The organism is Agrobacterium sp. LEGMi-208b (assembly GCF_059511785.1).
This window is the reverse complement of record NZ_CM183445.1, coordinates 134,614-153,595: the sequence shown is the minus strand read 5'-3', so window position 1 is coordinate 153,595 and position 18,982 is coordinate 134,614. Positions and strand designations below refer to the sequence as shown.

General features: G+C 60.3%; 18 protein-coding genes. 12 read left to right on the top strand and 6 right to left on the bottom strand.

Annotated elements, in window-relative coordinates:
* Positions 1–69: 69 nt before the first annotated feature.
* Both AC5YUO_RS00780 and lipA read left to right on the top strand, forming a co-directional pair.
* Positions 70–318, top strand: coding sequence for a GlsB/YeaQ/YmgE family stress response membrane protein (locus AC5YUO_RS00780; protein WP_006312479.1), 249 nt, complete (start codon positions 70–72; stop codon positions 316–318).
* A gap of 103 nt (positions 319–421) precedes the next feature.
* Positions 422–1,393, top strand: a complete 972-nt coding sequence (gene lipA, locus AC5YUO_RS00775) for a lipoyl synthase (RefSeq protein WP_046800214.1) — start codon at positions 422–424, stop codon at positions 1,391–1,393.
* A gap of 198 nt (positions 1,394–1,591) precedes the next feature.
* On the opposite strand, the gene AC5YUO_RS00770 is transcribed toward lipA, so the two are convergent.
* The 3 genes from AC5YUO_RS00770 to AC5YUO_RS00760 form a co-directional block, all read right to left on the bottom strand.
* On the bottom strand, positions 1,592–2,524 hold the full coding sequence (locus tag AC5YUO_RS00770; RefSeq protein ID WP_496153931.1) for a DMT family transporter: 933 nt from the start codon (positions 2,522–2,524) through the stop codon (positions 1,592–1,594).
* A 360-nt stretch (positions 2,525–2,884) separates the two neighbouring features.
* Entirely contained in the window at positions 2,885–3,619 is a 735-nt protein-coding gene (locus AC5YUO_RS00765) for a helix-turn-helix transcriptional regulator (protein WP_496153930.1), read from the bottom strand.
* Between the two features lie 129 nt (positions 3,620–3,748).
* Positions 3,749–3,925, bottom strand: coding sequence for a hypothetical protein (locus AC5YUO_RS00760; RefSeq protein ID WP_003496171.1), 177 nt, complete (start codon positions 3,923–3,925; stop codon positions 3,749–3,751).
* A gap of 250 nt (positions 3,926–4,175) precedes the next feature.
* Between AC5YUO_RS00760 and AC5YUO_RS00755 the strand changes: the two genes are divergently transcribed.
* Positions 4,176–4,745 carry a P-loop NTPase family protein gene (locus AC5YUO_RS00755; RefSeq protein ID WP_496153929.1) on the top strand — a complete coding sequence of 190 codons (570 nt, stop codon included), beginning with the start codon at positions 4,176–4,178 and terminating at the stop codon, positions 4,743–4,745.
* A gap of 9 nt (positions 4,746–4,754) precedes the next feature.
* Positions 4,755–5,210, top strand: coding sequence for a type II toxin-antitoxin system RatA family toxin (locus AC5YUO_RS00750; protein ID WP_496153928.1), 456 nt, complete (start codon positions 4,755–4,757; stop codon positions 5,208–5,210).
* Here the strand turns inward: AC5YUO_RS00750 and AC5YUO_RS00745 are convergent.
* Positions 5,192–5,701, bottom strand: a complete 510-nt coding sequence (locus AC5YUO_RS00745; protein WP_496153927.1) for a CinA family protein — start codon at positions 5,699–5,701, stop codon at positions 5,192–5,194. The genes AC5YUO_RS00750 and AC5YUO_RS00745 overlap by 19 nt on opposite strands.
* Positions 5,698–6,885, bottom strand: coding sequence for a bifunctional 2-C-methyl-D-erythritol 4-phosphate cytidylyltransferase/2-C-methyl-D-erythritol 2,4-cyclodiphosphate synthase (locus AC5YUO_RS00740; RefSeq protein ID WP_496153926.1), 1,188 nt, complete (start codon positions 6,883–6,885; stop codon positions 5,698–5,700). The genes AC5YUO_RS00745 and AC5YUO_RS00740 overlap by 4 nt, the downstream gene beginning before the upstream one ends.
* A 276-nt stretch (positions 6,886–7,161) precedes the next feature.
* Here AC5YUO_RS00740 and dusB point away from each other — a divergent pair, with 276 nt between their 5' ends.
* The 8 genes from dusB to hflX all read left to right on the top strand — a co-directional run bounded on the left by dusB (position 7,162) and on the right by hflX (position 17,922).
* The gene (dusB, locus tag AC5YUO_RS00735) at positions 7,162–8,178 is read left to right on the top strand and encodes a tRNA dihydrouridine synthase DusB (protein ID WP_496153925.1); all 1,017 of its coding nucleotides are present in this window, start codon (positions 7,162–7,164) and stop codon (positions 8,176–8,178) included.
* Positions 8,175–9,323, top strand: a complete 1,149-nt coding sequence (locus AC5YUO_RS00730) for a two-component system sensor histidine kinase NtrB (RefSeq protein WP_496153924.1) — start codon at positions 8,175–8,177, stop codon at positions 9,321–9,323. Before dusB ends, AC5YUO_RS00730 begins: the two co-directional genes overlap by 4 nt.
* Positions 9,320–10,771 (top strand): nitrogen regulation protein NR(I), encoded by a 1,452-nt coding sequence (ntrC, locus tag AC5YUO_RS00725; protein WP_003521350.1) that lies wholly within the window; start codon positions 9,320–9,322, stop codon positions 10,769–10,771. The genes AC5YUO_RS00730 and ntrC overlap by 4 nt, the downstream gene beginning before the upstream one ends.
* 150 nt (positions 10,772–10,921) lie before the next feature.
* Positions 10,922–13,183 carry a sensor histidine kinase NtrY-like gene (locus tag AC5YUO_RS00720; RefSeq protein WP_496153923.1) on the top strand — a complete coding sequence of 754 codons (2,262 nt, stop codon included), beginning with the start codon at positions 10,922–10,924 and terminating at the stop codon, positions 13,181–13,183.
* Positions 13,173–14,537, top strand: a complete 1,365-nt coding sequence (gene ntrX / locus AC5YUO_RS00715) for a nitrogen assimilation response regulator NtrX (RefSeq protein ID WP_006315356.1) — start codon at positions 13,173–13,175, stop codon at positions 14,535–14,537. The genes AC5YUO_RS00720 and ntrX overlap by 11 nt, the downstream gene beginning before the upstream one ends.
* A 48-nt stretch (positions 14,538–14,585) precedes the next feature.
* On the top strand, positions 14,586–15,962 hold the full coding sequence (gene trkA / locus AC5YUO_RS00710; RefSeq protein WP_065655394.1) for a Trk system potassium transporter TrkA: 1,377 nt from the start codon (positions 14,586–14,588) through the stop codon (positions 15,960–15,962).
* Positions 15,963–16,146: 184 nt separating this feature from the next.
* Positions 16,147–16,389 carry an RNA chaperone Hfq gene (gene hfq / locus AC5YUO_RS00705; RefSeq protein WP_003496145.1) on the top strand — a complete coding sequence of 81 codons (243 nt, stop codon included), beginning with the start codon at positions 16,147–16,149 and terminating at the stop codon, positions 16,387–16,389.
* Between the two features lie 126 nt (positions 16,390–16,515).
* On the top strand, positions 16,516–17,922 hold the full coding sequence (hflX, locus tag AC5YUO_RS00700) for a GTPase HflX (protein WP_496154877.1): 1,407 nt from the start codon (positions 16,516–16,518) through the stop codon (positions 17,920–17,922).
* Between the two features lie 152 nt (positions 17,923–18,074).
* Here hflX and mazG read toward each other — a convergent pair whose 3' ends face one another.
* Positions 18,075–18,920 (bottom strand): nucleoside triphosphate pyrophosphohydrolase, encoded by an 846-nt coding sequence (gene mazG, locus AC5YUO_RS00695; protein ID WP_496153922.1) that lies wholly within the window; start codon positions 18,918–18,920, stop codon positions 18,075–18,077.
* Positions 18,921–18,982: the final 62 nt, after the last annotated feature.

The following is an 18,982-nucleotide window of genomic DNA, read 5'->3' as shown; positions in this document are numbered from 1 at the left end:
CCTTGCCGGGTGTCCCATATGTCTCGATACCGGCCACTTAAGGGACCGGTTCTTTCAGGGAGCGTGGGAATGGAAAGTGTAGGCTGGATTGCAGCAATCATCATCGGCGGTCTCGCCGGCTGGCTTGCGGGCAAGCTCATGGACATGCGCTTCGGCATCTTCATGAACATCATTCTGGGGATTGTCGGTTCGGTTGTCGCCGTCGCCGTCCTTCGCACCCTCGATGTCTTCGTGCAGGACAGCAGGCTCGGTTACTTCGTCACGTCTTTCCTTGGCGCTAGCCTGTTGCTGTTTGTGGCAAAGCTGGTGCGGCGCTAACGGGCCGCATGACCGGAAGGGGCTTACGCTTTTTCTGGAATTGTTCTAAAGCATCCGGCCAACAGGTGTTTAGATCGCTACAGGCGATGGAAGCAGGTTTTTAATGGTCACTATTCTCGACAGGACATCGTCCGACGAAAAACGCATCCGCCATCCGGAAAAGGCGCATCGGCCCGATACCGAGGTCATGCGCAAGCCGGAATGGATCCGCGTCAAGGCGCCGACCTCCAAGGGCTATCACGAGACGCGCGAACTGGTGCGTTCACACAAGCTGGTAACGGTGTGCGAGGAAGCCGGCTGTCCGAATATCGGCGAATGCTGGGACAAGAAACACGCGACCTTCATGATCATGGGTGAAATCTGCACCCGTGCCTGCGCCTTCTGCAACGTCGCGACCGGCAAGCCCAATGCGCTTGACATGGACGAGCCCGAAAACGTCGCCAAGGCCGTCAAGCAGATGGGCCTTAGCCACGTCGTCATCACCTCGGTCGACCGCGACGATCTCGCCGATGGCGGCGCTGAACATTTCGAAAAAGTCATCTGGGCGATCCGTGCCGCGTCTCCGACGACGACCATCGAAATCCTCACGCCCGACTTCCTGAAAAAGCCCGGTGCGCTGGAGCGTGTCGTGGCCGCCAAGCCCGACGTCTTCAACCACAATATGGAAACCGTTCCGGGCAATTACCTCACGGTTCGCCCCGGCGCGCGTTATTTCCACTCCGTGCGCCTCCTGCAGCGCGTCAAGGAGCTGGACCCCACCATGTTCACCAAATCGGGCATCATGGTTGGCCTCGGTGAAGAGCGCAACGAAGTGCTGCAGCTGATGGACGACCTGCGCAGCGCCGACGTGGACTTCCTGACCATCGGCCAGTATCTGCAGCCGACCCGCAAGCATCACAAGGTCGAGGCCTTCGTGACGCCGGAAGAGTTCAAGTCCTACGAGACGGTTGCCTATACCAAGGGCTTTCTGATGGTCTCCTCCAGCCCGCTGACACGGTCTTCCCACCATGCCGGCGACGATTTCGAGCGGCTGCGTGCGGCCCGCGAAAAGAAGCTGCTGGCGGCTGCTGAGTAAGCAGGCGTTAGGACGATTGGATTGCGCCCACGTGGTGCAATCTACCTACTCCGTCATTCCGGCCTTGAGCCGGAATCCAGCCGTCGCGCGTCTGCGCGGCTGGGAGAGTCTTTTCAGCCCAAGGACTTGGGCTGGCTGGATACCGGCTCAGGGCCGGTATGACGGAAGAAGAATCTCCAGAATGCCCCACCATCCCATTTAGGCCGCAACCTTCTCAGGCCGGTGCGCCCGCATGCACAGCACGACGCTCAGTACCACGGAACATATTGCCACGACCTCGATAAGTGTTGGGCCGCGACCTTCCCACAAAAACCCGTAAAGCAGCGCAAACAGCGTTTCGAACAGGATCATCTGCCCGACCATGGTGAGCGGCAGCATGCGGCTCATACGGTTCCAGAAGGCATTGCCGAGAATGGAGGCGGTGAACCCGAGTCCGGCGGCAATGGCGGCGAAATGCAGCCAGTCTCCTGAACTGTGGCTTTCTCCGCCGAAGGCGAAGGCCGGAATGGCGAGCGCCAGCGCAAGGCCGCCGGTCACGACACCTGTCATCATGTTCCAGTCATCGGCGCTGACATCGTGAAGGCGCGACAGCCAGCGGGCATTGCCGACCGCAAAGGCTGTCCATGAGGCCAGCGCCCCCAGCGCACAGGCAAGACCGATGATACGGGACACATCCAGCCCCGTATCGTTTTCCGTCAGCGACTGCCAGGAAATGCCGACAATGCCGATGGCGCCGAAGGCCAGCGATGGCCAGAGCCGCTTCAGCGACACCGCGCCATGATCGCGGCTGCCGATGATGGTGACGGCGACGGGCAGGAAACCGATGATGATCGAGGTAAAGGCAACACCGCTCAGCTTCACCGCCGTCGATATGAAGACGTAATAGGCGATATTGCCGATCATGCTGAGCCAGCCGAGCGCGAACCATTCCCGCGCGCCGAAATGGGCCGATACCCGTTTCAGGCGCGGTCCGACGATGATGAGGGAAATCAGCCCATAGGTGAGATAACGCGCCGTCGAGAGTTGCAGGGCGGAAAAATCCGGCACGAGTTTGGGCGCGAGAAAGATGCCACCCCAGAGCGCACCCGCCAGCACGCCGTAAAAAACACCGAGACCTGTTCTGTTGTTCATGTCATGTCACATCCGCATTCGCATTTGCCCGCGATGTGCCACAGTCCTTTGCGGCTGTCTTGACAAAAACTCCTGAGGACTTGTCCGCCGCTCCAATTGTTGGTTTTCAGGAGGTTGCCCGTTTATAGCGGATCGAGGTGTGTGTGGTTTACCCCCCTCTGCCCTGCCGGGCATCTCCCCCTCAAGGGGGGAGATCGGCAGGAGGCGCTACCGCCACTACATTCTCGAGCTTGAGATGGGCGAGGCTTTGCCGCAGATCGATCTCCCCCCTTGAGGGGGAGATGCCCGGCAGGGCAGAGGGGGGTAAACCACACACACCCACGCCCCACTATAAACGGACAACCTTCTACAAGCTCACATCTAGTGAATGCCGCGGTTCCGGCGATAGGCGGCAGGCGTTTCACCCACGGCATTGCGCATGGCGCGCGTCAGCGCCGTCTGGTCGGAAAAACCGGCCTTGAGGGCGATTTCCGCAATCGGCAGGCTGGTTTCGCTGAGGAGCGTGCAGACCTTGTCCATGCGCAGCCCCGCAAGCCAGCGGTGAGGCGGGAAACCGAATTCTTCGAGAAACAACGCGTGCAGGCGGCTGTCGCTGATCGTCACGCAGGCCGCCAGCATGTCGATGGTCCAGGGAAAGAACGGCTCCGCCCGGACGACCGCACTGAGTTTGCGCAGGCGCTCCCGGATATCGGTTCTTTCATCGGTGAGGCTGTCCACCAGCAGCGAGGCCCAAAGTCCGGCAATATCGTCACGCCGCCCATCCGTTCCGATGAGGCCACGCATATAAGCGATCAATCGCCGTGTGTCCGGGGCGATATCGAGAAAAGGCATGTGTGCGAATTTCTCGAGCATCCGCTCGGGAACGGCGCTTTCATCGATATCGACCACCAGCGAATGGTTGATCGCGGTGGCTTCCTGCGTATGCGGCGCATCGCGATGAATGAAGACACCACGGCCGGTGGAGAGTTCATCCTGCCGCCCGGCGACATCGATCCGCAGACAGCCGGAGACGGGAAGAACGATCTGCACGAATCCGTGCCGTTCCCTGGGTCTCTCCTGCCTGTAGGTTCTGATATCGGCCGATGCGGATGTCATGACGCTGTCATTTCCATTGTTCAAAGAAATGGCCGCCTCGAAAAAAGCGGCCGGTTTCATTGCGTGATTATGACATCGTCTTGAAGATTGGACCAGCCGGCTTTATCGGTCGGCTATACGAAACGGCAATTAACAGTCTTCCTTGGCGGTCGATTCGCCGCGTTTGCGCTTGCGCAGAACCGGCTTGTTCTCCCTCGCTTCGCATTTCGCGACGTCGATGAGATAGGCAAGCACCGGCATGCCGTTCATCGATGCGAGTTGCTTGGCGGATTCGAGAAGGTTGATGATGTTGGAAAAATCGTCCATCGGCTCACTCAGTGGCTCAAAGCGGTTATGTGTCGGGTCTGAACCCAAGGATGAATAGGCGCGGGGAAATCGGGAGGGCCCGGCGCGTTTGCATCCAATGGGTGTAATATTAGTCGCAAATAAATAGCAATCCCTTCAACAGAGTTGCAATAGTCAATTTTCCGTAACTGCCATGCGCGACGACGATATCCGCTCTGTTGCGGATATCCCTGCCGCAGGCAATCTCCCCCGGTCATGACGAGGTTATGCGATGCCGAACTATCTTGAGACAGTGGAAGATGCCGCGACGATCATCGCCGGGGCGCAACGCATCATGGTCGTTGGCTGTTCCGGCGGCGGCAAGTCGACGCTCTCCCAGAAGCTCGCAAGCAGATTTGGGCTTCGCTACATCTCCATGGACCGTGAAATTTTCTGGCTGCCCGGCTGGCAGGCGCGCCCGCGCGAGGAACAGCGGCAGAGGATAGCCGCGATCATCACCGAAGAGCGCTGGCTGATGGATGGCAGCAATCCATCCTCGTTCGACATGCGGTTGCCGCGCTCCCACATCGTTCTCTGGGTGCGCATGCCGCGCTGGCTCTGCCTGTGGGGTGCCGTCAGCCGGGCGATCAAGGGGTATGGCAAGGCGAGGCCGGAAATGGCGGAGGGATGCCCCGAACGGATAGACGTCGATTTCCTGCGCTATATCTGGAATTTCGAACGGCGCCACGCGCCGATCTTCGAGCAGAATTTCGCGCTTTATGGTGCCGATGTGCCTGTATTCCAGCTGAAAAGCCGAAAACAGTTTAGCCGCCTTCTTGATCTTCTTGTTATCGGCGATTAACTGCCGCTTATGCCCCAGTTCGAAACGCATCGCCTCGTCAAACACTCGCCAGACCGCATGTACGACCTCGTCGCCGATGTGGAAAAATATCCGCAGTTTCTGCCGCTTTGCGAGGCACTTACCGTGCGCTCGCGCAAGGAGCGGGATGGCAAGGTGCTTTTGGTGGCGGATATGACGGTGGGCTACAAGGCCATTCGCGAGACCTTCACCACGCAGGTGCTGCTGAACCCGGCCGAGCGCGCCATCGATGTGAAATATATCGACGGGCCGTTCAAATATCTCGACAATCGCTGGCGTTTCGAATCGGCCGAAAATGGTGGCGCGGCCATTCATTTTTTCATCGATTACGAATTCAAGAGCCGGCTGCTCGGCGCGGTCATGGGCTCGATGTTCGACCGGGCTTTCCGCATGTTCGCGGAAGCCTTTGAGACCCGCGCCGACAAAATTTACGCAGACCCGGCCTGATTGAGGGCAATCAGCATCTCAAGCGCGGTTCTGACAGTCGCAAGCCGGATTTCGGTGCGGCCAATCTCGCCGTAATGCATCTCCTTGTGCAGGCTGCGGCCGTCACGCGCCTTGGCCGCCAGATGCACCAGTCCCACCGGTTTTTCGGCGGAGCCGCCGCCCGGGCCGGCAATGCCGGTCACCGCCACGGCAAAATCCGCGCGCGAGCGGAAGAGGGCGCCATGCGCCATCTGCAGCGCCGTCTGGCGGGATACCGCCCCGAATGTTGCCAGCGTCCCGGCGCCAACCCCCAGCATGTCCATCTTGGCTTCGTTCGTATAGGTGACGAAACCGCGGTCGACCACGGCGGAGGAGCCGGCAATCTCCGTCAGCGCGCCGACGATCAGTCCGCCTGTGCAGCTTTCGGCGGTCGAGACCATGAAGCCGCGAGCGGTGAAATCGGCGATGATCTGCCGTGCCGGTTCTTCTATGTCAGCGGGAAAGAGGCTCATAACGGTCGGCCCCTGTAAACGACGGTAGCGGTGGCGATCGCAGCGATGCCCTCCCGGCGGCCGACAAAACCGATCGTCTCATTGGTCGTCGCTTTCACCGAGCAGCGCTCCAGCGCGATGCCGAGCATGTTCGAGAGCGCTTCGCGCATGGCCTGGCGGTGCGGACCGATGCGCGGCGCTTCGGCGATCAGTGAGACATCGGCATTCATGATCGTGCCGCCATTGTCGCGCACCACCTTGGCCGCATGTTCGAGGAAGATGCGCGAGGCCGCACCCTTCCATTGCGGATCGGAAGGCGGGAAGTGATCGCCGATATCGCCGGCACCGCAAGTGGCCAGCAGGGCATCCGTCAGCGCATGCAGCGCCACATCGGCATCCGAATGGCCTTTGAGTTTCTGGTCGTGTTCGATGAAGACACCGCAGAGTGTCACGCCGTCGCCGGCCTCCAGCTGGTGCACGTCGTAACCATTGCCGGTGCGCACGTCAGGCAATGCATGGGAGAGCTTTTCATCGGCCATGGCGATATCCCGCTTGAGAGTGAGTTTCACATTGTCGACCGAGCCTTCGGTCAGCGTCACCGGCAATCCCGCCCATTCGGCAATCGATGCGTCATCGGTGAAATCCGTCTTGCCGGAAGCCGCAGCGGCGCGATGCGCGGCGACAATATCGCTGTAATTGAAGCTTTGCGGTGTCTGCGCCGCATAAAGGCCCTGTCTAGAAACCGTCTCCACGACACGCTCGTCCGCGCCGCGCTTCAGCGTGTCTGTGACGGGCAGGGCAGGCAAAACGCCCGCTGCCCCCGACTGGTGCAGCGCCACGATGCGCTCCAGCATGTCGGCGGCGACGAAAGGCCGCACGGCGTCATGGACCATCACATGGGTCAGGTCATGGGAGGAGAGCGCCTCCAGCCCGGCCAGGACCGATTGTTGACGTGTGGCGCCGCCGGTGACCGTGGTGATCCGTTCGCCGGCATCGAGCCGCCCAAGGATTGGCGACAGCAACGCCGCATCGTCGGCATGGCCGACGACCACGATCGGGCAGGCGTTGTTCCAGTTAAGGAAGGTCGCCAATGTATGCTCGATCACGGCCCTGCCGCCGATCGGGCGATATTGCTTCGGCCCTTCCTCGGGTGAGCCTGCCCTTTCGCCGCGTCCGGCGGCGACGATGACGATGCCGAATTTCATAGTACTTTCCTGCATTGGTCATATGCTTTGCGCGCAACCCTTAGCGGTTGACAGTCCTGCTCTAGCGTTTCAAAACCCGAATGGCCAGCCCGATAAGACGCGCATTCACCCCTGCATGTCGCAGGATCGAGCGTCATTGCACCTTGGAACCTGCACAAATTGCTGCCGACAGCAAAACAGGCAGGCAGCCGCCCAGCAAATAAAAGGTGCAACCCTCTAAAAGTGCTTGGCAACCGCGCAAACACTGTCTAAAAATAATGCAAATAACCCTTCTGCATGAAAGATCATCAATTGCATCTTCCGGAGTTGTCAGAACCGTTCAGCATCGGCTCAGTCACGATCCGTAATCGTGCGGTGCTGGCGCCCATGTCGGGCGTGACGGATTTGCCATTCCGGCAGCTGGCCTGGCGTTATGGCGCGGGTCTGGTCGTGACGGAAATGGTCGCAAGCCGCGAACTCGTCGCTAACAGGGGCGAATCCTGGGCGCGGCTGAAAAATGCCGGCATGGTTCCGCATATGGTGCAGCTCGCCGGGCGCGAGGCGCATTTCATGGCCGAGGCCGCGAAGATCGCCGCTGATAACGGCGCTGGCATCATCGATATCAATATGGGCTGTCCAGCCAAGAAGGTGACGGGCGGTTATTCCGGTTCGGCTTTGATGCGTGATCCCGATCATGCGCTCTCGCTGATCGAGGCGACGGTTGGCGCGGTCGATGTGCCGGTGACGCTGAAGATGCGGCTCGGCTGGGACGAAAACACTATCAATGCGCCGCAGATCGCCCGCCGCGCCGAAGCGGCAGGCGTGCAGCTCATCACCATTCACGGCCGCACCCGCATGCAGTTTTATGAGGGGCGGGCGGATTGGGATGCCATCCGCGCCGTGCGTGAGGTGATTTCCGTGCCGCTGATCGCCAATGGCGATGTGGAAACGCCCGAGGATGCGCGTGAAATCCTGCGTCGTTCCGGTGCGGATGCCGTCATGGTCGGCCGCGGCGCGCAGGGGCAACCCTGGCTGCCGGCGGTGCTCGCCGGACATGCGCCGCCGCCCCGCGCCGATATTCCTGCCATTGCCATCGAACATTACGAGATGATGCTGGAATTTTACGGAAGGGAAGCCGGTCTCCGGCATGCCCGCAAACATCTGGGCTGGTATCTCGACCGTTTCGCGACAGAGATCGCCACGCCCGACAAGGCTCAAATCATGACATCGCGTGACACGGGGGAGGTGGCGGATCTGCTGCGCTCCGCCCTTGGCGCAAATGCGGGCGAAGACGCCGCAAGGAAGGCCGCATGAGCGCTGACAAACACAGCCCGGCAGATGCAAACCCGCTCGCCATGGCGGTTCTGAACGCGGTGCAGAACCCCGTCATTCTGGTGGATGGCGAGGGTTTTATCGCATTCGCCAATTGGGAGGCCGAAGCCTTTTTCGGGGCGAGCGCTTCCCATCTTGCCCGCTACCGCGTCTCCACCTTCATTCCCTTCGGCAGCCCGTTGCTGGCGCTGATCGATCAGGTGCGGGAACGCCGCGCGCCGGTCAACGAATATCGCGTCGATCTGAGTTCGCCGCGCCTCGGTCAGGACAAGCTGGTCGATCTTTACGTCGCCCCCGTTGTCAGCGAACCGGGATCGGTGGTCGTCGTCTTTCAGGAACGGTCAATGGCCGACAAGATTGACCGGCAACTGACGCACCGCGCCGCCGCCCGTTCCGTCACCGGCCTTGCCTCGATGCTCGCGCATGAGATCAAGAACCCGCTGTCCGGCATTCGCGGCGCCGCCCAGCTGCTGGAGACATCAGTTGCCGACGAAGACCGGGCGCTGACTCGGCTGATCTGCGACGAGACCGACCGTATCGTCTCGCTGGTCGACCGCATGGAGGTGTTTTCCGACGAGCGGCCGGTGGACCGTCTGCCGGTCAATATCCACTCGGTACTCGATCATGTGAAGGCCATCGCCAAGGCCGGTTTTGCCCGCAATATCAAGATTTCCGAAAACTACGACCCGTCGCTGCCGCCGGTCTATGCCAATCGCGATCAACTGGTGCAGGTCTTTCTCAATCTGGTGAAGAATGCGGCCGAGGCCGTGGGCAACCAGCCGGATGGCGAGATCATTTTGACCACGGCCTATCGCCCCGGCATGCGGCTTTCGGTTGCCGGCAGCCGCGAGCGCATCTCGCTGCCGCTTGAATTCTGCGTGCATGATAATGGACCGGGGGTTCCCTCCGATCTGCTGCCGCATCTTTTCGATCCCTTCATCACCACCAAGACGAATGGTTCGGGCCTCGGCCTGGCGCTTGTCGCCAAGCTGATCGGCGCCCATGGCGGCATTGTCGAATGCGACAGCCAGAACCACCGCACGACTTTCCGCGTATTGATGCCCGTCTCGCCGGAAGTGGCGCTTGACGACAGCTCTTTGCCGAACACGACAGGAAATGACAGATGACAGCTACGATCCTCGTCGCCGATGATGATGCCGCAATCCGCACCGTTCTGAACCAGGCGCTGAGCCGCGCCGGTTACGACGTGCGCATCACCTCCAATGCCGCAACGCTCTGGCGCTGGGTTTCGGCGGGTGAGGGCGATCTTGTCGTGACCGATGTCGTGATGCCGGATGAAAACGCCTTCGACCTTCTGCCGCGCATCAAGAAGGCCCGCCCGGACCTGCCGGTTCTGGTCATGAGCGCACAGAACACCTTCATGACCGCCATCAAGGCCTCTGAAAAAGGCGCTTACGACTATCTGCCCAAGCCCTTCGACCTGACAGAACTGATCGCCATCATCGGCCGCGCGCTCTCCGAACCGAAGCGCAAGCCGGCCAAGCTCGATGACGACATGCAGGACGGCATGCCGCTCGTTGGCCGCTCGGCGGCGATGCAGGAAATCTACCGCGTTCTCGCCCGCCTGATGCAGACTGACCTGACCCTGATGATCACCGGCGAATCCGGTACGGGTAAGGAACTGGTGGCCCGCGCGCTGCATGATTACGGCAAGCGCCGCAACGGTCCCTTCGTCGCCATCAACATGGCGGCCATCCCGCGCGACCTGATCGAATCCGAACTGTTCGGCCATGAGAAGGGCGCCTTTACCGGCGCGCAGAACCGCTCCACCGGCCGTTTCGAACAGGCCGAAGGCGGTACGCTGTTCCTCGATGAAATCGGCGATATGCCGATGGACGCCCAGACGCGCCTGCTGCGTGTGTTGCAGCAGGGCGAATATACGACGGTGGGCGGCCGCACGCCGATCCGTACCGATGTCCGCATCGTCGCTGCCACCAACAAGGACCTGAAACAGTCGATCAATCAGGGTCTCTTCCGCGAGGACCTTTATTATCGCCTCAACGTCGTGCCGCTGCGCCTGCCGCCGCTGCGCGATCGCGCCGAGGATATTCCCGATCTGGTGCGCCATTTCATCCAGCAGGGGGAGAAGGAAGGTCTTGAGGGCAAGCGTTTCGAGAGCGAAGCGCTGGAAGTCATGAAGGCCTATGCCTGGCCCGGCAACGTGCGCGAACTGGAAAACCTGATCCGCCGCCTCATGGCACTTTACCCGCAGGAAGTCATCACCCGCGAGATCATCGAGCAGGAACTGCAATCGGATGTTCCCGACAGTCCGCTCGACAAGATGGCGGTCCGCACCGGTTCGCTCACCATCTCGCAGGCGGTTGAGGAAAACATGCGGGATTATTTCGCCAGTTTCGGCGATGGCCTGCCGCCGCCCGGTCTCTATGATCGCGTGCTGCGCGAACTCGAATATCCGCTGATTCTCGCAGCCCTGACGGCGACACGCGGCAATCAGATCAAGGCCGCCGATCTTCTTGGCCTCAACCGCAATACGCTGCGCAAGAAAATCCGCGAGCTCGGCGTTTCCGTTTATCGCAGCTCCCGCCCAACCTGAGAATGTTGACAAGGCCGCATTTGTCGTTGCACTTTCGCCACATTGTGTTGCTTGAAAAACACTAGGAAGGAAAGAGATTCGCCAGTCTGAGGTGTATCTCGCCTGACTTCAGAAATGTGGTGCTGGTTGGCCAGCAATTGGGAGTAGTGCATGCGGAAACCCGCCGCCGAACACGACGTTGCCGATGAAGCAGCGGGCATGGTGGTTGCCGATCGCAGGATGTCTTTCGCCTTGCCGGGGCTGGTGCTCGCCGGCGTCGCTCTCGTTTGCGCCATCATCACCCTCTTCGTGCTTATGGGCGTGACGCCGATTGCGCCGACGACCAATGTCGTTATCGCCTCGGTGGTGATCAATTCGATCTTCGTGATCGGCCTGATCGTTCTCATCGGCCGCGAAATCAACCGGCTGCTGAAAGCGCGGAAAAAGGGCAGGGCGGCGGCGCGACTGCACGTCCGCATCGTCGTGCTTTTCTCCATCGTGGCGATCACGCCGGCCGTTCTCGTGGCGATTTTCGCCAGCCTGACCCTGAATGTCGGTCTCGACCGCTGGTTTTCGATCCGCACCCAGTCGATCGTCGAATCGTCTGGCAACGTCGCCCAGGCCTATTTGATGGAAAATGCCGGTTATCTTCGGGGCCAAACCCTGTCGATGGCCACCGACCTCGACCGCAACCGCGCTCTTTTTTATCTCGACCGCACCGGCTTCGTCGATCTCATGACCCGGCAGGCCAAGGGCCGTGGCCTGCTTGGCGCGTTTCTGGTGCAGGAGGACGGCGACGCCGTCGCTCAGGCCGACATCAAGACGGAAAAACCGCTTCCCGCCATCCCGCATGATGCGCTGGAAAAGGCCGCCGCCGGCCAGCCGAGCTTGATCCCGCCCGGTATCACCAACCTCGTCGGCGCCATCATCAAGCTCGAGGGCATCAGCGGCACCTTCCTTTATACTGTACATGCCGTCGATCCCAAGGTGATGACCGCAATGCGGCTGATGGAGGAGAACCGCGCGGAATACAAGAATATGGAGGCGGGCCGCGCGCCGCTGCAGATCGCCTTTGCGATCCTCTATCTCGGTTTTGCGCTGATCGTGCTTCTGGTCGCCATCTGGACGGCCATCGCGGTCGCCGACCGGATCGTGCGGCCGATCCGTCTTCTCATCAGCGCCGCCGACAGTGTCGCCACCGGCAACATGCATGTGCTGGTTCCCGTTCGCGCTGTCGATGGCGACGTCGGGCGCCTGTCGCGCACCTTCAACAAGATGGTTTCGGAACTGCGCAGCCAGCAGGAGCAGATCATCGAGGCCAAGGACGATATTGACGACCGCCGCCGCTTCATCGAAGCCGTGCTGTCGGGTGTGACCGCCGCTGTCATCGGCATTGATGAGAACCGCAGGATCACCATCGTCAACCCGTCCGGCGAAGAATTCCTGGCGCTGAATTTCGACCAGTGGATGGGCGCGCAGCTTTCCGAGATCGCGCCTGAGATCGATCAGGTCGTAACCGAGGCAAACACCTGGGCGCGCGGCAACTTCCGCAAGCAGATCAATATCATGCGACGCGGCAAGGAACGGACGCTGAATGTGCAGGTAACCCGTGAGGATGCCCGCGACAGCCGCGACAGCTACGTCATTACCCTTGATGACATCACCGATCTCGTCATCGCCCAGCGTTCCACCGCGTGGTCGGATGTGGCACGGCGCATCGCGCATGAAATCAAGAACCCGCTGACGCCGATCCAGCTTTCCGCCGAGCGTATCAAGCGCCGTTTCGGCAAACAGATCGACGAAAACGACCGCGCCATCTTCGACCAGTGTACGGACACCATCGTCCGGCAGGTAGGCGATATCGGCCGGATGGTGGATGAATTCTCGGCCTTTGCGCGCATGCCGAAGCCGACGAAGGAAAAGTCGGACCTGCGGGCGATCCTGAAGGACGCGGCCTTCCTTCGCGAAATCAGCGCCGCCGATACGAAGTTCATGACGGAGCTGGGCGATATCCCGCTGGAGGGCATGTTCGATGCCCGCATGCTGGGACAGGCCTTCGGCAATCTCATCAAGAATGCGACGGAAGCAATCGAAGCGGTGGAAGGCGAAAAGCGGCCGGGGAAAATCCTGGTGCGCGCCTCTTTTGACGAGTCCAATTCGCGTTTCGTGGCTGACATCATCGACAATGGCCGCGGCCTTCCCGTCGAGAACCGTCACCGCATTCTCGAACCCTATATGACGATGCGGGACAAGGGCACGGGCCTTGGGCTCGCCATCGTCAAGAAGATCATTGAGGAACATGGGGGGTATCTGGAACTCCACGATGCCCCTGCCGAATTCGACCATGGCCATGGCGCCATGATCCGAGTGCTGCTGCCCTATATCGAGGCGGTTGGCGGCGAAAATAACAAGGAAGCAGCATATGGCGTCTGATATTCTGGTCGTGGATGACGAGGCGGACATTCGCGAAATCGTAGCGGGCATTCTTTCCGATGAGGGCCACGAGACCCGCATGGCCTTCGACAGCGACAGCGCGCTGGCCGCCATTTCGGAACGCGTGCCGCGCCTGATCTTTCTCGACATCTGGATGCAGGGTTCGAAGCTCGACGGTCTGGCGCTGCTGGATGAGATTAAGAGCAGGCACCCCGAAATTCCTGTCGTCATGATTTCCGGTCACGGCAATATCGAAACCGCCGTCAACGCCATCAAGCGCGGGGCCTTCGATTTCATCGAAAAGCCGTTCAAGGCCGATCGTCTGATCCTGATCGCCGAGCGGGCGCTGGAAAACTCCAAGCTGAAGCGCGAGGTTCAGGAACTGAAGAAGCGCACGGGTGACGCGGTTGAACTCGTCGGCGCCTCGCTTGCAGTTTCGCAGCTTCGCCAGACCATCGACAGGGTTGCGCCCACCAACAGCCGTATCATGATCCTCGGCCCCTCCGGTTCCGGCAAGGAACTGGTGGCACGCATGGTGCACAAGAAATCCTCGCGCGCCACGGGACCTTTCGTGGCGCTGAATGCCGCGACAATCACCCCGGACCGCATGGAAATTGCGCTATTCGGCACCGAAGGACTGCCCGGGCAACCCCGCAAGGTGGGCGCTCTGGAAGAAGCCCATCGTGGTGTTCTTTATCTCGATGAAGTCGGCGAAATGCCGCGCGAAACGCAGAACAAGATCCTGCGCGTGCTGGTCGATCAGCAGTTCGAGCGTGTCGGCGGCGGCAAGCGGGTGAAGGTGGATGTGCGCATCATTTCCTCCACCGCCCATCACCTCGAAAGCCTGATCGCCGAAGGCCAGTTCCGCGAGGACCTCTATCATCGCCTCGCCGTGGTGCCGGTGAAGGTGCCGGCGCTCTCCGAACGGCGCGAGGATATTCCTTTCCTCGTCGACATGTTCATGCGGCAGATTTCCGAGCAGGCCGGTATTCGCCCGCGCAAGATCGGCGATGACGCCATGGCCGTTCTCCAGACCCATGACTGGCCGGGCAATATCCGCCAGCTGCGCAACAATATCGAGCGGCTGATGATTCTCGCCCGTCCGGAAGGCGGCGAAGCGCCGATCTCGGCCGATATGCTGCCTTCGGATATTGGCGACATGCTGCCGAAGATTTCAGCCCAGGGCGACCAGCACATCATGACTTTGCCGCTGCGTGAAGCCCGTGAAATGTTCGAGCGCGATTATCTGATGGCCCAGATCAACCGTTTCGGCGGCAATATTTCGCGAACGGCGGAATTTGTCGGCATGGAACGGTCGGCACTGCATCGCAAACTGAAATCTCTCGGCGTATAAGGGACCAAGGCGCTTTGCCGCAACCGATTATTCCGTCAGAGAGACAGCATGAAAGTCATCATTTGCGGCGCAGGGCAGGTGGGTTACGGCATTGCCGAACAATTGTCGCGGGAGGACAATGAGGTATCGGTGATCGATACGGCCGCGCCGCTCATCACCGCCATTACTGAGACGCTGGATGTGCGCGGTTATGTCGGCCACGGCGCGCATCCCGACATGCTCGCTAAGGCGGGTGCGGATCAGGCCGACATGATCATCGCGGTGACCCTGCATGACGAGATCAATATCGTCGCCTGCGAGGTGGCGCATGCGCTCTTCAGCGTGCCGACCAAGATCGCCCGCATTCGCGACCAGAGCTATCTGAAGCCGGAATATGCCGATCTCTTCAGCCGCGAGAACATGTCCATCGATGTGACGATTTCTCCGGAGGTCGAAGTCGGCAAGATGGTGCTGCGGCGCATCGCCTTTCCGGGCGCAACCGATGTCGTGCGTTTCGCCGATGATACGATCTACATGCTGGCCATCGAATGCATGGAAGATTGCCCTGTCATCAACACGCCGCTGCAGCAGCTTTCCAGCCTGTTTCCGGACCTCATCGCCACCGTGGTCGGTGTTTATCGCGATGGCATTCTCAAGGTGGCGCATTCTTCGGAACAGTTGCGGGTGGGTGACCTCGCTTATGTCATCTGCCAGCGCCAGCACGCCCGCCGCACGTTGAGTCTCTTCGGTCATGAGGAGCAGGAGGCGCAGCGCATCGTCATTGCCGGCGCCGGCAATATCGGCCATTTCGTCGCCCGCAAGATCGAGGAGATGCAGCCGAAAACCCGGGTGAAGATCATCGAGGCGGATCGTGACCGGGCGGTTGCCGCTTCCGAACAGCTCAGCCACACCATCGTCATGCACGGCTCGGCGCTCGACCAGAAAATCCTGATGCAGGCCGATATTCAGGACGCCGATCTGATCGTCACGCTCACCAATAACGACCAGACCAATATTCTGGCCGCCGTGATCGCCAAGCAGCTCGGCTGCAAATCGAATCTGGCGCTCTTGAACAGCACGTCGTTCCACGACGTCGCCCGCTCTCTGGGACTCGATGCCTATATCAACCCTCGGGCCGTGACGATCTCCCGCGTGCTTCAGCACGTTCGCAAGGGTCGTATCCGTTCGGTCTATGCCGTTCAGCGCGGCTCGGCGGAGGTGATCGAGGCGGAAGCGCTGGAGACCTCGCCGCTGGTCGGCCAGTCCTTCCGCGACATCGATATGCCCGACGGCGTGCGCATTGGCGCGATCTATCGCGACGGCGTGGTGATCCGCCCGGATGGCAGCACGAAAATCAAGGCGAAGGACCGGGTGGTGCTGTTTGCATCCGCCGATGCGGTGCGCGACGTGGAACAACTTTTCCGTGTTTCGATACAATATTTTTGACTGTCCCGAATTGAAAATGCGGGTCAATACTCGTACCTGTCAGACTGTTTTCGCCGTTGCGGAACGGAACATGATTTGATACCAGAGTTTGAGGTCGGCCAAGCGGGGGACAAGACTCGGCCGGCTTATTATTGATTGATTATTTTCCGGTATCCCTGCCGGCAAAAAAGAAAGAAGCGGCGCCATGGCGGAACGTTCTCAAAACCTTCAGGATCTCTTCCTCAATACCGTTCGTAAGCAAAAGATTTCGCTAACGATCTTCCTGATCAACGGCGTCAAGCTGACGGGCGTTGTCACCTCCTTCGACAATTTCTGCGTGCTTCTGCGCCGCGATGGTCATTCGCAGCTGGTCTACAAGCATGCGATTTCCACCATCATGCCCGGCCAGCCGATGCAGATGTTCGAAAGCGAAGAAGGCGCGGCCTGATCAGGCTTCCTCGACGGATATTCGACATAGACTGATGAGGATCGGGAACATTTCCCGTTCCCTCAGGTTAACTCCCATGGCCGCCCGCGCGGATGCGGTCGGCCGCAATCTTCTTTCTGGATAAGGCTGAGCCCCATTTCGACGCGCGACACCTCGAACGAATCGATCATTCCGGAGCAGGAAAAACACCGCGACGACATGCGCGCGGTCGTTCTTGTGCCCGTCCTCAAGCAGCAGCGCGAAAATCGGGATGCCTCGGCAGCCCCGGCTTCGCCCGGCCGCTCCGTCGAAGCCAAGCTCGAGGAAGCAAAAGGGCTGGCGCTTGCCATCGATCTTGAGGTAACCCAGGGGCTCATCGTCGCCGTCAACCAGCCACGCCCGGCCACGCTGTTCGGAACCGGCAAGATCGAGGAAATCGGCCATCTTCTCGATGAGACCAATTCCGGTCTGGTGATTGTCGATCATCCGCTGACCCCGGTGCAGCAGCGCAATCTCGAAAAGCAGTGGAACGCCAAGGTCATCGATCGCACGGGCTTGATCCTTGAAATTTTCGGCCGCCGCGCCTCCACCAAGGAAGGCACCCTGCAGGTCGATCTTGCGCATCTGAACTACCAGAAGGGCCGCCTTGTCAGAAGCTGGACCCACCTTGAACGCCAGCGCGGTGGTGCAGGCTTCATGGGCGGTCCGGGTGAAACCCAGATCGAGGCCGACAGACGGTTGCTGCAGGATCGCATCGTAAAGCTCGAAAAGGAACTGGAGCAGGTGGTGCGTACCCGCCAGCTTCACCGCGCCAAGCGCCGCAAGGTACCGCATCCGATCGTGGCGCTGGTCGGTTACACCAACGCCGGCAAATCCACGCTGTTCAACCGCATCACCGGCGCGGGCGTTCTGGCGGAGGACATGCTGTTCGCCACGCTCGACCCGACCCTGCGCCGCATGAAGCTGCCACATGGCCGCACCGTCATCCTGTCCGATACGGTTGGTTTCATTTCCGACCTGCCGACGCATCTCGTCGCCGCTTTCCGCGCGACTCTGGAAGAGGTGCTGGAAGCCGATCTCGTTCTGCATGTGCGCGATATGTCCGATCCGGACAACGCCGCCCAGTCCGCGGATGTGCTGCGTATTCTCGGCGACCTCGGCATTGACGAGAAGGAAGCGGAAAAGCGCATCATCGAGGTTTGGAACAAGGTCGACCGTCTGGAGCCGGAAGCGCATGACGCCATCATGCAGCGCGCCGAGGGCCGTTCGGATATCCGCGCCGTTTCAGCCATGACGGGCGAGGGCGTCGATGCCCTGATGGACGAGATTTCCAGGCGCCTGTCCGGTGTGCTGACGGAGACGACCGTGTTGCTTTCCGTCGAGCAATTGCCGTTGATCTCGTGGGTCTATAGCAATTCCATTGTCGACGGTCGTGAAGACCATGAGGATGGATCGGTTGCGCTCGATGTGCGCCTGTCGGAAGCACAGGCCGCCGAACTGGAACGGAAGCTTGGTAAAGCGACTGTCCGCGAACGCGAGGACTGGGAGCGCTAAGCGCTCCGAAAAGGGTGACAAACTCCGAAAATCTCTCTTTCGTCGGACTTGATCCGGCATCCAGCCACGACGCGTCTGCGCCGTGAAGGGAGTTATCGCGATCAAGAACTTGATCGCACTGGACTTCGGAATAAATCCGGAGTGACTGTGGACTAGGACGAAACCGTATCAAGCGAACGTTCGATGCGTTTCGCCGCCTGCCAGAGATCTTCCATTCTCTCAAGGCTCGCTTCTTCCAGCGTCTCGCCATTTTGGCTGAGCGACGTTTCGATGTGATTGAAACGCCTGCGGAATTTCGTGTTCGTACCACGCAGCGCATCTTCCGGATCGGCTTTGACATGCCGGCCGATATTGACGAGGGCGAAAATCAGATCGCCGAGTTCGTCCGAGACCTTTTCCGGTTTTCCTTCCGCCAGCGCCTCACGCAATTCGGCGATTTCCTCCTCGATCTTGTCGAGAATGGGAGCGGGGTTAGACCAGTCGAAACCGGCGCGCGCCGCCTGTTCCTGCAGCTTCAGGGCCTCTGTCAACGCCGGCTGGCTGCGCTGTACCCCGCCCAGAAAGCCTGCCTTGAAATCCTCGGTGATGCCGCGTCGCGCGCGGCGTTCGGCACGCTCGCGTTTTTCCTCGGCCTTGATACGGTCCCATTGCAGTTTGACGCCATCAGGCGTGTCGGCATCGGAGACGGCGAAGACATGCGGATGGCGGCGGATCATCTTCGAGGTGACGGCATGCACCACGTCACCGAAAGCGAATTCACCCCGTTCCTCGGCAATGCGGGCATGGAAAACCACCTGCAGCAGAAGGTCGCCCAGTTCCTCGCAAAGATCGTCCATATCCTTGCGCTCGATGGCGTCGGCAACCTCATAGGCCTCTTCGATCGTATAGGGCTTGATCGTCTCGAAGGTCTGCACGACATCCCACGGGCAGCCGGTCTCCGGCTGGCGCAGCGCTTCCATGATCTCGATCAGGCGGGAAATATCCTTCGAGGCTTCCATCGTGTCTAAACCTTCATTTTCAGTTTTACGCAGTGTCCGAACGGAAAACTGCTACGCAGCTT